We start from the raw sequence: 14,074 nt of genomic DNA, 5'->3' as shown, positions 1-14,074 counted from the left end.
TATCTGCTATCACAACCGATGGCTACTAACCATGTATTGACGACTGTGAAATAGGTTACCCTATAGCTACTCCCCCTTGACTGAAAGTCAAAGTGTATGAAGTTGTAATGTCAGTATAGCATCTTTTCAAACCAAGGGAAAGTTTAATGAATAGGGATCTGAAACTTTTTGTCATTTTTATGCATATTGTAAAACTCCACCATTGCCGGCATTGTTTCCAAAAAATCGGCACATCTGATGCTGCTTCCTTTTAACAGAAGTTCTGCATTTTGGGTGTCGAAGTCAGCGGTCCATGTCAAGTAATCCAAGGTTTCAATTTCGACGCCCAGCCCTTTTCTTACGGGTGCTATGGATAAAGATATTTCTGCAAGCTTATGCGGCAAACGCCCTTTCGGATTTTTCCCTGTCATCAAATGGACCATTCCGCGGTAAACTTCTTCCACCGGATGTGGATTTGGATCTGTCAGGTGGACAGTTTGGCCCGAAGCCGCATCTAGCTTGCTTAAATAAATTGAGGCATCCAATATGTAATCAACCGGTACTACATTAATATAGGATTTAGAACGACCAACGAATGGAATAGCAGGAAGGAACTTAACCCGATCAATCAAATTCAGGAAAAAATAAGGGCCATCAAATTTAATGGTTTCTCCCGTAACTGAATGGCCACGCACAATTCCTGGCCGGATAGTGGTAATCGGCATTAAAGCCTTCATTTTTTCGACCAGCACTTCCGCTTCAAATTTTGTTTCTTCATAGAAGTTTTTGAAAGCTTCCGGACGGAGCAATTCATTTTCATAAATTGTCCCTTCCCGATTTCCTGCCACATAGGCCGTACTAAAGTAGACATATCGCTTCAGATGTGGCAATTCAGCAACGAACTCGTTGACTTGGCGTGTTCCTTCCACATTGACTTTCCATGCCAGGTCTCGCGGCACCGCCAAATCGTAAATAGCAGCAAGATGCCAGAAAGTGACTTCTTTCGCCTTGAGATATGCCCGATCCTCGTCAGCAATTCCCAAATCGGGTTGAGTGATATCTCCTTCAATCAGTTTGATCGGCCGGCACTGTGTTTCTTTTTCAATTCGGCTGGCTTCTTTTTCAGCTTTGTTGCGTTCGGATGGAAGAATAATGGCAGAAATCGCCTCGTTTTGCTGTGCATGCTTTTGTATCAACTGGCTGGCAATAAATCCTGGAAATCCTGTAAAGACCACTTCATTCATAGCTTCATACCCCTTTTTTAATAATCATACTAAATTTTCCAATAATTTTCATTAAAAAGAAAAAGTAAACCCGAAGGCTTACTTTTTATTCATTCTTCTTGTTTGTCTGTCAAACAAGCTATAAACGATTGGCACGATGTAGAGCGACAGCAAAGTTGAACTGATAAGCCCCCCGATAACCGTAATTCCCATCGGTTGATTGATTTCAGTTCCTTCACCAATTCCGATAGCTAAAGGCAATAACCCTAGAATGGTGGTCAAAGCAGTCATTAGAATCGGACGGCGGCGATCATGGACAGAAGTTACGATAGCCTCGTAAGACTGCATGCCTGCCGCTTTGCGTTGATTGATGTAGTCAACCAGGACAATCCCGTTGTTGACCACGATCCCTACCAGAACCAGTATCCCGATAACAGCTGTTATACTGATCGGCGTTTGTGTGACAAAGAGCGCAATTGCCACACCAATTGCCATGAGTGGAACAGTGAACATGATGACCAGCGGGTACTTAAAGGACTCAAATTGCGCAGCCATCACAATGTAGACCAGCACAATGGCAAGCACGACAGCAAGCATCATGTCATTGATGGAGTTGTCCAGCAGCTCCCGGTCTCCACCAAACGAAATCATCGTATTTTCTTCCAGATTCAATTCTTCAATGGCGGCATCCACTTTATCGGACATATCCCCTAAAGTAATGCTCGATTGATGTTGCAATGTAAAAGTTACGCTGTCTGCTTGATCCACTCGTTGAATGCTGACCGGACCTTGAGCAACTTCAATATCAGCCAATTCCTGCAGCTCGACAAATTCGCCTGAAGGTGTCCGTAGGGATAAAGTCCGCAGCTTTTCAAGGCTGTTTCTTTCCTCTTCATCAAAAGCGACATATACACTCAGCACTTCATCATTTTCCGTCAGTACTTGTGTAGCTAAAACGCCACGCGTGATGTTATTGACGGATTGAGCGATTTGAGCCGGCGGCAATCCATATTCAGTCGCGGCATCACGGTCGATGGTCATCTGGATTTCATCGATGGTTTCCTGACGGTCATTTGTCAACTCCGTAATTTCCGGCAAATCCAGTAAAGCAGCTTCAATATCAGCCACTGCATCATCCAAGCGAGGCCGTTCTGTATCCGTCACTGTAAACGACAATGTATTCGGTGAAGAACCTGCAGCTGTCTGCAGATTAAAGTTGACCAGTGCCCGTTCTCCTACAGCCTCGAGAACCCGCGGCTGCACTTCATCCACAAATTCAAAGACAGAACGGTCACGATCCGCCAAGTCCACCAGCTTCACATAAATTTCAGCTGTATTCGATTCTGCTGAACCTTGGGCCTGTCCTTGCTGTGTCGAGCCGATCAAACTGACGTATACTTCGACATCCTCTTCATCTTTCAATTCTTCTTCTATCAGATTGACGACTTCGTCGGTCGCCGTTCTGGAAGAACCATTCTCCAGCTCAACAGAGACACTGACAAAACCTTCATCCGTTGCTGGAATAAATTCGGTGCCAACTTGCATAATTCCGAAAGCACCAACTACCAACAAGACCAGCGCTGTAAGCAGTACGATGATTCTATGGCGAAGAGCCCAAATAACCGAACCTTCGAATGCTTTGACGCTTTTGGATGTGTCTTTTTGTACTTTCGGCTTATCGCCTGGTTTCCCAAGCATTCTTGAAGCCATCATCGGAATGACTGTTAACGCAACAGCTAAAGAAGCAAAAAGACTGAAAGAAATCGTTAAAGCAAATTCAAAGAAAATTTCCCCAATCAAACCTGAAATGAATATGACTGGAATAAATACTGCCACTGTCGTCAGAGTAGAAGCAATGATCGCACCTGAAACTTCTCTGGCGCCTTCAGAAGCAGCCTTTTTGGAGTTCTTGCCCATCGCTAAATGCCGTTCAATATTTTCGATCACAACAATGGCATTATCCACTAACATCCCAATTCCGAGAGCCAACGCACCCAGAGTCAAAATGTTCAAAGCAAAATCCGCAAAAAACATTAAAACAAAAGTTACGATAACTGAGTACGGGATTGCGACACCAATAATAATTGGACTCTTGATGCCACGAAGGAAAAAGAACAGTACCAGCATGGCAAATATTCCGCCCAGAATCAGTGTCTGGCCAATATTTCCAATGGCCAATTTGACATAGTCGCCCTGATCAAACAGTACATCTGCCTGAACGCCTTCAAAACGCTCTTCACTCAGCAATTCGTCCAATCTTTCCTGGAAGGCATCTGATACCTCCGCCGTATTCGCCTGCGATTCCTGCAAAGCAGACAATAGGACAGCCGGCTCTTCATTCGCGCGCGTTTCACTATTGCTCTCACGTTCGCTGACATTCACTTCAGCAACATCCGCAATGGTGACATTGTTGCCGTCAATTGGATCAATAGTTAAAATCAGGTCACGTATTTCCTCAACACTGGTCAACGTACTGATGATGCGTGTAGTCAAATTACGGCCGTCTTCAGTTTCAATCGGTTCTCCTGGCAACGAAATATTGTTTGCCTGAATCAGCTGGACAACATCCGATTGCTGCAGACCTCGTTCTTCAAGCTCTGCCTGATCCAATTCGATTTGAATTTCTTCTATTAAAGAACCTGAAATGTTGACGCTGGCTACGCCGTCCGTCTGGCGAAGCTCTGTTTCCAGCTCTTCCGCAACTACTCGCACATCAGCATCCGGATCGCTCGAACGCAAAGACAATTGAAGGATCGGGAATTGAGAAGGGTCGAACTTCAAAAAACGCGGATCGTTTGAATCGTCTGGAATCGGCGTTTGATCGATTCGCTGCATGATATCTGTTTGGACATCATCGATATTGGTGGACCAATCAAATTCCAACAGGATAAAATTAGATCCTTCCTGGCTATTTGATTGAATTGATTTGATGCCTGGCAAAGTCGATAAATTCGCCTCTAATGGCTTTGTGACTTTTTCACTTACTTCTGTAGGGCTTGCCCCTGGGTAATTAGTCACTACCACGCCAATCGGCGGATTAAGTTCAGGTATTAAAGTAATTGGAATCCGGGTAAAAGATACCACTCCCAGAATAATGATCAAAAACATAATGACTAAGGTGAAAACAGGTCTTTTAATCGAAAAATCGCTTAGTTTCATTTCTTCAAACCCTCTCTTATCCGTGTTTCTTAATCATAAGAAAAAACGCTTACAACCGCAAATTATAAAGATAGTGTTCACTTATCTGCCACTTTTAACAATAAAAATAAAAAAACCTGCCGAAGCAGGTTTCATTTTTACAGAAGGCTGTACAATCGAATTCCCGGATTTTTGTCTTGGAACCAACGTGTTGCGAACTCATTCTCGAATAAGAAAACATAATTATCGAAACGGTCGCGAACCAGCATCGAACGTCCACTGGACATCGATTCTTTAACATCTTCTTCATTTTCGATCCAACGTGCGATTTTCGAACCGACCGGTTCCATCCGTACATCCACGTTGTATTCGTTTTTCATCCGATGTTCAAACACTTCGAACTGAAGCTGTCCGACTGCCCCAAGAATAACTTCCTCCAAGTGAAGGGTTTTGTAATATTGAATGGCTCCTTCTTGTACAAGCTGAAGAATCCCTTTATGGAAATGCTTTTGTTTCATGACGTTTTTGGCGGTTACTTTCATGAACAGTTCCGGTGTAAACTGTGGCAAGCTTTCGAATTGGAACTTCTTGCCGCTCGTAATGGTATCCCCAATCTGGTAATTCCCGACATCGTGAAGACCGATAATGTCTCCTGCAACGGCTTCGTTGACCATTTCCCGATCATCCGCCAGGAATTGAGTGGTTTGTGATAATTTGATGCTTTTTCCTGTCCGTGCCAGCGTAACGTTCATTCCCCGTTCGAATTTACCGGACACGATGCGCACGAAAGCGATACGGTCACGGTGAGCTGGATTCATATTGGCTTGGATTTTAAAGATAAATCCAGAAAACGGCATATCGACCGGATTGATTTCTTCGTTATCTCGCGTTTCACGCGGCTGTGGTGAAGGGGCAAACTGCAGATACGTTTCCAGGAAAGTCTGCACCCCGAAGTTTCCTAAAGCACTGCCGAAGAATACTGGCGTCAATTCACCTTTTTTCACTCGGTCAATCGAAAAGTCATTGCCCGCTTCATCCAGTAATTCGATGTCTTCCATCGCTTGAGTGTAATAAGACGTTTTGGTCATTTCATGTTCTTCCATCAATTTGCCTTCTTCATCCAGCTTCAGGAAACGCTCTCCTTCAGAACGGAACGGCTCGATGCGCTTATTGTAGCGATCATAAATCCCGAGGAATTCTTTCCCCATACCGATCGGCCAGTTCATCGCATAGGATTGGATACCAAGTACTTCTTCCAGCTCTTCCATCAGTTCGAGCGGTTCTTTCCCTTGGCGGTCCATTTTGTTGATGAAGGTGAAAATGGGAATACCGCGCATTTTGCAGACTTTGAACAATTTGACGGTCTGGGCTTCAATCCCTTTGGCCACATCGATGATCATGACGGCACTGTCGACGGCCATCAATGTGCGATACGTATCTTCACTGAAATCCTGGTGTCCAGGAGTATCCAGAATATTGACACGGTGTCCGGCATAATCGAATTGCATCACGGAAGATGTTACAGAAATCCCCCGTTGTTTTTCAATTTCCATCCAGTCGGATGTAGCGAACTTGCCGCTTTTCTTTCCTTTAACGGTTCCTGCATCACGGATCGCACCGCCGAATAACAGCAGTTTTTCCGTTAAAGTCGTTTTTCCGGCATCCGGGTGGGAAATGATGGCGAAGGTTCTTCTATTTTGAATTTCATTCTTTAATTGGTCTGGCATGTTTATACGCTCCTTTAATCTACTCTCTTCATATTAGAGAACGCGACTGAAAAAAACAAGGAATTTTACTGTACATAGAAAAAAGAAGCCTGAAGAGGCTCCTTTTTCATTGAAACTTTTTCATTGCTTCCTGTATCGCAATTTCTTTATCGCTATGTGGATATTTGGTATTGCCGATAATTTGGTAATCTTCATGTCCTTTGCCGGCAAAAATAATGATGTCGCCTGGCTCAGCTTGTTGCACAGCATGGCGGACAGCTTGTTCTCTGTCGCCGATGCAAGCAAAATTGCTGTGCGTCATACCGGTTTCCAAGTCGCCCAAAATGCTGTCATATGCCTCATCGCGAGGATCGTCTGTCGTCAAGACGACATAATCGGCAACCGATGCTTTTTCAGCCATAATAGGACGTTTTGTCTTATCCCGGTTGCCTCCGGTTCCGACCAGGAAGATGATGCGGTTCTTTTTGAAGTCTTGAACAGCATCAATCGCTTTTTCGATGGCATCCGGTGTATGCGCATAATCAATGAAGACTGAAATCGGTGCTTCCAGTTCCACTTTCTGCATACGTCCTTCGACAGGCGCAATTGCCGCCAAAGCTTTAAGGATTTCATCCAACTTATAGCCTTCAGCGTATAATGCAGCAATTGCTGCCAGCGCATTGGAAACGTTGAACTCTCCCAGCAATTTCATCTGGACCGGGAACTTCCCTTCAGAACATTCAAGAGTGAAGCGGGTCCCTTCATGCGTCAATTCAATATCTGTTGCCCGGAATTGCGCTTCGTTCTTAATGCCGAATGTATAGACAGGATGCGGTGTCATTTTGGCGATTTCATAAGACCATGGATCATCTGCATTTAAGATGGCCTGCTTCCGGTTGGCAAGGTCCTGGCCAAGCTGAGAAAACAATAGCGCTTTGGCGTGGCCGTATGCTTCCATCGTGCCGTGGAAATCCAAGTGATCATGTGTCAAGTTGGTGAAAATGGCCGTGTCGAATTCCACGCCAGCCAATCGGCCGAGTATCAATCCATGCGAAGAAACTTCCATCGTCATGTGTGAACAATCTTCATCGCGTGCGCGTGCAATCATCTGCTGGGTCGTCAAGACATCGTTTGTCGTATTGGCTGATGGATGCAGTTGGCCATTTAAATTGAAGCCGATTGTCCCGGTCAATGCTGACTTTTCGCCCAGCTCCATCAACATGGAATGCAGAATGCCTGCCACACTGGTTTTGCCGTTAGTGCCAGTGACGCCGATCATATGCAAAAGCTTAGAGGGATAGTCGTAAAACTTAGCGGCTAATAGCCCCAATATCCGCGAAGTACTGGCCACTGTGATCACTGTCGCATTATCGATCGTCAATGGCTTTTCAGCAATAATCACGGTTGCCCCTTGGTCGGCAGCCCGTTGTGCAAAATCATGGCCGTCCACCGTATATCCTGCTATACAAATGAACAAGGAATCCGGTTGGATATCCCGTGAATCGATGGTTAAATACTTAATTTTTTCAGGCAACTCACCTTTAATCTGCTTATATGGGATTGCCGCAAGTAATTCTTTGCTGTTCATGTAAATCCTCTCCTAACTCTTATGAAACCAATGGTGACAAGACATATGCGTGAAGCAATGCTGCCGCCGCTTTTAATGAATCTGTATGGGTGCGCTCATATGAATGGGAAGCTTCGATCCCAGGACCGAACAAAGCATGCTTCACGTCGTGGCCGGCACTGATGGCCGCCGATGCATCCGATCCATAATAAGGGTAGATGTCGACTTTGTAATCAATGCTCTGCTCTTTCGCCAAGGAAATCAAGTGGCGGGTCAATCCGTAATGATACGGGCCGCTTGAATCTTTCGCACAGATCGATACAGTGTATTCATCTGATTCCTGTCCGTCTCCAATAGCACCCATATCAACTGCAATATACTCCTGTGTTTCTTCAGGAATGCTGGAATTTCCGCCGTAGCCGATTTCTTCATTGTTTGAAATATAAAAATGGGTCGTATAAGGCAGCTTTTCTTGCGTTTCACTGAAATGTTTCACCAATTGAAGCAGCAAAGCCGTGCTTGCCTTGTCATCCAAATGACGGGATTTGATGTAGCCAGAAGCAGTCGCTTCAAACCTTGGCTGGAAAGAAACAAAATCTCCCACTTCAATTCCAAGGTTCCTGACCTGCTCCTGTGAAAAAGCTTTTTCATCCAAGCGCACTTCCATGTTGTCTGCATTCCGCTCAGCTGATCCCGCGTCCTTGTAGACATGGACCGTCGTCTGATGCAGCAGGATCGTTCCGGATACGGTTGAACCGTCCGCTTTATGTACCAGGCAATTTTCGCCTTCAATCGCATTGAATTTAAATCCGCCCACCAATGACAGCTTCAGGCGGCCACTGGGTTTGATTTCCTTCACCATCGCACCGAGTGTATCGACATGCGCCGTCAGCAACCGATGTTGCTGATTATTTTCTCCTTGGATCGTCGCGATTACCGCACCTTTATGGGTGGTCTTGTACTCGACATTCCATTGTTCAAATAACGTTCGGATTTTTGCCATGACGTCCATGGTATAGCCGGATGGACTTGGAATTTCCACTAACTCTTTTAATAAATTGATCGTTTCGTTTTGGTTCCATTGATAAGTCACCTTCATCACTCCTCGATCTTTTAATCATATCAAAATCAAAGTTGTTCGGACAGTCCTGTCTTATAGTATCATGGTATAAGTTGAATCAAAAAAATGAACTTTTGCCTGCCATTTTCCGCTTCCGGTTTGTTTGCCGGAAAACCGGAAAGAATAGTTCAACATACTATAGTTTATAAGCATAAACCTCGAGGTGTCCAATGGAAAGCAATGTCATCAAACACAGAAGAAACCAGTTATTTATCCACTTGTACGGATTTGCGAGTATTTTCCATTTTCTGCTTAACCAATTAGTGGAAATGAACACAGCCACCGTCTCCCCCATATTCGGAATTATTTCATATTCCGTATTGTTAAGCCTGGCTGTTGCCCAAGTAAACGATCGTACGCTTCAATTCATGGTTCTTTTAGCTATGAACTTATATGTATTCATCTTGAACTTCGAATCTTTGTCTTCCATCACCCTTATTTTTTTTGTGGTGCCAATCATTGCCTCCGCCTTATATAACGACACAAAGCCGATCGTTATCTTGGCACTGCTCACATCTGCAGAATTCATGCTGCTTTTGACTGTTTTTGACCGCTTTGCCGTAAGAGCTCCGCTGCCCTACAACCAACTATCGATGATCATGTTCTTCATCGCAATTCTGTCGATTACTTTGCTCGACAGCATCTATTTCAGCCATTACCTAAAACAGTTGGAATCAAAAAATGCATCGATGGAAAAGGCGCTGTTGTCAAAAGAAGGCTACCTGCATTTGTTTTTCGAGAATGCCAAAGATGCGATTGCTGTTTTTGATTCAACTAATAAAATCATTGCTGTCAATCCCGCTTTTGAAGAACTATACGGATGGCCTTCGGAAGAATGCATCGGCAAAACCTTGCCGCTTTACCCAGCGGATATGAAAAAAGAAGCGGAAATCCGTACCAGGGAAGTCCAGCAGGGCCAAAGCTATTCTTTATTGGAAACGATAGATGTCCGAAAAGACGGCAGCCGCTTTCATGCACAGGTCACGCTGTCGCCTATCTTTGATGATTCCAATGAGGTGATTGCTACTTCGATCATTTCCCGTGACATCAGCTACCAAAAGGAATCTGAAAAGCTGATATTGCAATCTGAAAAACTCAAGCTTGCTGGAGAAATTGCTGCAGGGGTGGCTCATGAAATCAGGAATCCCATGACCGTCGTCTCCGGATTTGTCCAAATGATGCATCAGGATCCCAAGCATCTCTTTCCTGAATATACAGCATTGATTCTATCTGAAATAGACAGGATCAATTTGATCATCAGTGAATTTTTAGTTCTCGCTAAACCTCAAGCTGCCACATTGAAGATTTTCAGCGTTCAGCAAACACTGAATGATATTTTGCTGCTCTTCAGTTCAGAGCTCAATCTGAACGGCATCATTTTGAAGACGGAATGGGACAAGGATTTCCAAATCAATGGGGAAGAACATCATTTAAAGCAGGTCTTTATCAATTTATTGAAAAATGCTGTGGAATCGATGGAACAGCCTGGCGAAATCGAGATTTCACTGCAAGCCGAAGCTGATTCCATGTTATCCATCAGGTTCAAAGATTCGGGGATTGGGATTGCTGAACAGGATCTGGAAGAAGTTTTCGAACCTTTTTACACCACTAAAGCCAGTGGTACTGGCCTCGGATTGATTGTTTCCCAAAAGATTATCCAAGAACACAAAGGTTCCTTGACGATATCGAGTAAAGAAGGCGTCGGAACAACCGCCACAATTCTTTTGCCTATAAAAACGACCTAAACAAAAACAGGAAGGGATCGATTTCCCTTCCTGTCTTTTCTATTTCAGCCTGTTATTCAGATGCATGCTGTAATCAATCCCAGTCGTCATCGCTGTCATCATCATCAAAATCCGAATCGACTTTCAAGATAGAACCGTCTTTTGCATTGACGTCGACATCATGTTCTGAGCGTCCATCTTTGATTTCAATTTCGTAATAAGCAAATCCGTCATCCATTTCGAGTTCAAATCCTTCCACAGTCCCACTTACGACCGCCAAAGCCGCTTCAATTGCTTTATCCGAACCGATCAAGTCTTTGTTTGAAACTGCCTGATTTCCTGATTTGCTGTCTGCTGTCTTTGTGCTTGCCGGTGAAACTGCTGTGCTGGATTGCTTTACATCATCATTTCTGTCTTTTTCGCGTTTATGTTCCAGCACTTCTCCTGTGTAGGCGTCGAATTCAAAATCATATTCATACCCTTCAAAGTCGACATCCACTTCGTAATGAGCTCTACGGTCATCTTTGTCCAACTCGATATCAGTAATGCGTCCACTTGCCAACTCCAATGCTTTTGCTGAGATTTCTTCAAAGCTGAGCATTTCTTCAGGTGTTGATGATTTCTGTACTTCGTTGGTCACCGTTCCGGTTTTGGCTGCCGGATTGGCTGCCGGCGTTTCCGAGTTAGCCAAAACGATGCCCCCAAAAGCTAAAACCCCTGCTGCGACTGGAATGTAAATTAATTTCTTCATGTAATTTCTCCTCCTCATTTGTTGTTACTCTTACAATAACCTTCTGTTCTGAGCAGAAGATTAAGGGTTTATGAGAATTTGATGAGAAATCCATGATAGTGTTCACAGAGTCAATCGTCCCACTCAACGGTCATGGTATCCCCTCGGATCGCATGAATCTGGATTGTTGCTTCCTGGTCAGTCTGTTCATTCTCAATTTCAACCAAGTAATACCCGCCGTCTCCAGTTTCTACAAACTCAGCTTCTTGCACTTCGCCGGTCAATGTTTTTTTAGCCAGTTTGATCGCGGCGTCTCTTGTAATGATCCTTTCAGGTTCGGCTTCCGGTTCTTCTGCAGGCGGTGCCGCTTTAATCGGCTCCTGGCTGATTTTCCGTACCTCTCCTGTTTCCGCAGATAAGATGACCGTCGAAACTTGGGTTTCTTCCTTTACCCTGACCTCGTATTCATTGCGCTCTTTGTTATAGTTGATGCCGTCAATCGTACCCGAAGCATTCTTCAACGCCATTTCCCGTGCTTGCTGTTCCGTCAATTCCTTGACCGCTTCTGTTTTATGAAGCAATTCCATGGTCTCCACTTGCCCGTTCTGACGGTTGACCAAAGCTAGATAACGTCCATCCGGCCGCACGAATTCGACCCGGTAAGCATCACCTTCTTCTATAGTCTGTTCTACTTCCCCCCCGTACAGGCTGATTACGGTTTCATTGGCCTGCTTTGCTGAAATATCAGGTCCAGAACGAGGAAACAGAAGAAAAGCCAAAACCCCCACTCCAAACAAGATTGTCGCTGACGCCATCAAAATCCATTTTCGCATCACAATCCCTCCTGCTTCGAGTGTACTTCATCAACATTAAAATTCTCTGAGAAAATGATGGATACTGTCGTACCAAGCTGTTCAATGCTTTCCAGCTCGATTCGGACTTTCAAGGAATCGGCTAGTTGCTTCGCTAACGAGAGCCCTAAACCAAACCCGCCAGTTTCACGGTTTCTGGCTTTATCCACCCGGTAAAAACGTTCAAAGACATAGGGCACAGCTTCTTTTGGAATGCCGATTCCCGTGTCGCGAACCTGGATGATGGTGTCGCCATTCTTTCTGGCCACCACTTCTACTTTTTCCGAGCTGTATTTTCGGGCATTGTCCAACAGGATATACAGCAATTGCTTGAATTTTGCAATATCGGTGACGACTGGCAGAGACTGCTCACTTGTGATCAGTTTGAATTCACGGTCATAGGAAGTGTTCATGGCTGTCACAGTCTGCTCCAATAGGTCAAGTGCATCCACCTGTGTCCACTCCACCTGGGATTCGCTTCGGCGCGCAATGTGCAGCAATTGCTCGATCAACGCTTTCATGCGATCGGTTTCTGCACGAATGGCGGCCACACTTTCTTCCGCAATTTTTTCATCCTGCATGCCTTGCCGCTGCAGCAGCTTGGCGTAACTTCCGATGACTGTCAGCGGTGTCTTCAGTTCATGCGATGCATTCGAAACAAACTCTTCCTGCTTGGAATAGTTTTCTTCCAATAGACTCATCATTTCATTGAAGGTGTTGCCCATCTGCGTCAATTCATCCTGAGACTTCCCTTCTATCGGAAGTCTTTCAAACTGGCCATTGCGCTGGATGCGTGTCATGGTATTCGTTAAGTTGGTGATCGGCTGTGTCACGATTTTCCCCAGAACGACACTGGAAATGACAACTGGAATCATCGCGAGCAAAGTTCCCGCAATCAAAACTAAACGAAGCGTATTCAAGTTATTGGTCGTTTCCCGCAATGACTGCGCGACCGTCACTTCCGCCACTTGGCCATCTGTCCAGATAATCGGTGCTTTTACATACGCAAAGCGCTCGTCATCCACTTTCACTGTTCCCGACTGGCCTTCCAACTCTGCAGGAAGTTTCACAGTCACTGTCGGAGATTGGATAGGTGAAGGCTGCTTGCCTTCTGGAACTGTGACCTTCACAAGTCCGTTGACAGGCACATACGCTCGCAGTACATTGCTTGGATCTGAAGTTTCAGTTTCATTGAATTTAGCCACAAGAGCGTTTGTTTCTGACTGCAGTTGATTGACTTCCGATGAATACGTCAATTGGCTGAATGAAAAATAAATGACAAAAGCCAGTACAAGCAAAATAACCAACATCAGTAAAGTGGAGGAAATGTGAATTTTATTTTTCAGCTTCATGGCCTTGCTCCTTCAAGACATAGCCGACTCCGCGAACCGTCTGGATGTAAGTCGAGCTTTCACCAGCGTCCACTTTCTTCCGCAAGTAACGGATATAGACATCGATGACATTGGTGTCGCCGTAATAATCATAGCCCCACACTGCATTCAACACTTGTTCGCGGCTGAGCACCTGCTGTGGATTTTTAATCAGATACAGCAAAAGATCAAATTCACGCGGCGTCAATTCGATGGCACGGCCGTTACGTGTTACGTCACGCGTGCTTTCATTCATCTCCAGCTCATGAAAACGATGCAGTGAAGAATTGCCATTGCCATTCACCAAGCGCAAGCAAGCACGGATCCGGGCCAACAATTCTTCTATTTCAAAAGGTTTGGTGACATAATCATTTGCCCCTAAATCCAATCCGGCCACTTTATCTTTCACATCGTTTTTAGCCGTCAATAAAATAACCGGAATCGCTGCATCAGAAGAACGGATTCGTTTTAAGACATCCAGTCCATGAATTTCCGGCAGCATCAAATCGAGCAGCACCAAATCCCAGTCCTCTTCCCGAAATTGAATCAATCCTTCTGATCCTGTATGGGCAACCCCTGTTTCATATCCTTCAAATTTCAATTCCAATTCCAATACACGTGCAATGCTTTTCTCATCTTCCACAATTAAAATGCGTTCTACCACTA

The 14,074-nt window shown here is 44.8% G+C and carries 10 protein-coding genes; 1 reads left to right on the top strand and 9 read right to left on the bottom strand.

Annotation, left to right across the window (positions count from 1 at the left end; genetic code table 11):
- Positions 1 to 143 precede the first annotated feature (143 nt).
- The 5 genes from H9630_RS02530 to H9630_RS02510 form a co-directional block, all read right to left on the bottom strand.
- On the bottom strand, positions 144 to 1,223 hold the full coding sequence (locus tag H9630_RS02530; RefSeq protein WP_191713909.1) for an SDR family oxidoreductase: 1,080 nt from the start codon (positions 1,221 to 1,223) through the stop codon (positions 144 to 146).
- A gap of 78 nt (positions 1,224 to 1,301) precedes the next feature.
- On the bottom strand, positions 1,302 to 4,361 hold the full coding sequence (locus H9630_RS02525) for an efflux RND transporter permease subunit (RefSeq protein ID WP_191713908.1): 3,060 nt from the start codon (positions 4,359 to 4,361) through the stop codon (positions 1,302 to 1,304).
- A gap of 137 nt (positions 4,362 to 4,498) precedes the next feature.
- Positions 4,499 to 6,067, bottom strand: a complete 1,569-nt coding sequence (locus tag H9630_RS02520; RefSeq protein ID WP_191713907.1) for a peptide chain release factor 3 — start codon at positions 6,065 to 6,067, stop codon at positions 4,499 to 4,501.
- Positions 6,068 to 6,173: 106 nt separating this feature from the next.
- Positions 6,174 to 7,634 (bottom strand): UDP-N-acetylmuramoyl-L-alanyl-D-glutamate--2,6-diaminopimelate ligase, encoded by a 1,461-nt coding sequence (locus H9630_RS02515; protein WP_191713906.1) that lies wholly within the window; start codon positions 7,632 to 7,634, stop codon positions 6,174 to 6,176.
- Positions 7,635 to 7,653: 19 nt separating this feature from the next.
- Entirely contained in the window at positions 7,654 to 8,712 is a 1,059-nt protein-coding gene (locus tag H9630_RS02510) for a M42 family metallopeptidase (protein WP_191713905.1), read from the bottom strand.
- A gap of 191 nt (positions 8,713 to 8,903) precedes the next feature.
- On the opposite strand from H9630_RS02510, the gene H9630_RS02505 reads away from it, so the two are divergent.
- Entirely contained in the window at positions 8,904 to 10,478 is a 1,575-nt protein-coding gene (locus H9630_RS02505; protein WP_191713904.1) for an ATP-binding protein, read from the top strand.
- 73 nt (positions 10,479 to 10,551) lie between these two features.
- Here H9630_RS02505 and H9630_RS02500 read toward each other — a convergent pair whose 3' ends face one another.
- From H9630_RS02500 to H9630_RS02485, 4 genes are all read right to left on the bottom strand, one after another.
- Complete coding sequence (locus H9630_RS02500; protein ID WP_191713903.1) at positions 10,552 to 11,208, bottom strand: PepSY domain-containing protein; 657 nt, start codon at positions 11,206 to 11,208, stop codon at positions 10,552 to 10,554.
- Between the two features lie 110 nt (positions 11,209 to 11,318).
- Positions 11,319 to 12,020: a PepSY domain-containing protein gene (locus tag H9630_RS02495; RefSeq protein ID WP_191713902.1), complete on the bottom strand. Its 702-nt coding sequence runs from the start codon at positions 12,018 to 12,020 to the stop codon at positions 11,319 to 11,321.
- Positions 12,020 to 13,390, bottom strand: coding sequence for a sensor histidine kinase (locus tag H9630_RS02490; RefSeq protein ID WP_191713901.1), 1,371 nt, complete (start codon positions 13,388 to 13,390; stop codon positions 12,020 to 12,022). Before H9630_RS02490 ends, H9630_RS02495 begins: the two co-directional genes overlap by 1 nt.
- Positions 13,374 to 14,072, bottom strand: coding sequence for a response regulator transcription factor (locus H9630_RS02485; protein ID WP_191713900.1), 699 nt, complete (start codon positions 14,070 to 14,072; stop codon positions 13,374 to 13,376). The genes H9630_RS02490 and H9630_RS02485 overlap by 17 nt, the downstream gene beginning before the upstream one ends.
- Between the last annotated feature and the right edge of the window lie 2 nt (positions 14,073 to 14,074).

The organism is Planococcus wigleyi (assembly GCF_014836985.1).
Taxonomy (GTDB): Bacteria; Bacillota; Bacilli; order Bacillales_A; family Planococcaceae; genus Planococcus; species Planococcus notacanthi.
Note: the sequence above shows the minus strand (reverse complement) of the source record. Positions and strands in the feature narration are given on the sequence as shown.

What these genes read in the sequence shown, in the direction of transcription:
- H9630_RS02530 (WP_191713909.1), bottom strand. Translation starts at nt 1,223, where the DNA reads ATGAATGAAGTGGTCTTTACAGGATTTCCAGGATTTATTGCCAGCCAG.
- H9630_RS02525 (WP_191713908.1), bottom strand. Translation starts at nt 4,361, where the DNA reads ATGAAACTAAGCGATTTTTCGATTAAAAGACCTGTTTTCACCTTAGTC.
- H9630_RS02520 (WP_191713907.1), bottom strand. Translation starts at nt 6,067, where the DNA reads ATGCCAGACCAATTAAAGAATGAAATTCAAAATAGAAGAACCTTCGCC.
- H9630_RS02515 (WP_191713906.1), bottom strand. Translation starts at nt 7,634, where the DNA reads ATGAACAGCAAAGAATTACTTGCGGCAATCCCATATAAGCAGATTAAA.
- H9630_RS02510 (WP_191713905.1), bottom strand. Translation starts at nt 8,712, where the DNA reads ATGAAGGTGACTTATCAATGGAACCAAAACGAAACGATCAATTTATTA.
- H9630_RS02505 (WP_191713904.1), top strand. Translation starts at nt 8,904, where the DNA reads ATGGAAAGCAATGTCATCAAACACAGAAGAAACCAGTTATTTATCCAC.
- H9630_RS02500 (WP_191713903.1), bottom strand. Translation starts at nt 11,208, where the DNA reads ATGAAGAAATTAATTTACATTCCAGTCGCAGCAGGGGTTTTAGCTTTT.
- H9630_RS02495 (WP_191713902.1), bottom strand. Translation starts at nt 12,020, where the DNA reads ATGCGAAAATGGATTTTGATGGCGTCAGCGACAATCTTGTTTGGAGTG.
- H9630_RS02490 (WP_191713901.1), bottom strand. Translation starts at nt 13,390, where the DNA reads ATGAAGCTGAAAAATAAAATTCACATTTCCTCCACTTTACTGATGTTG.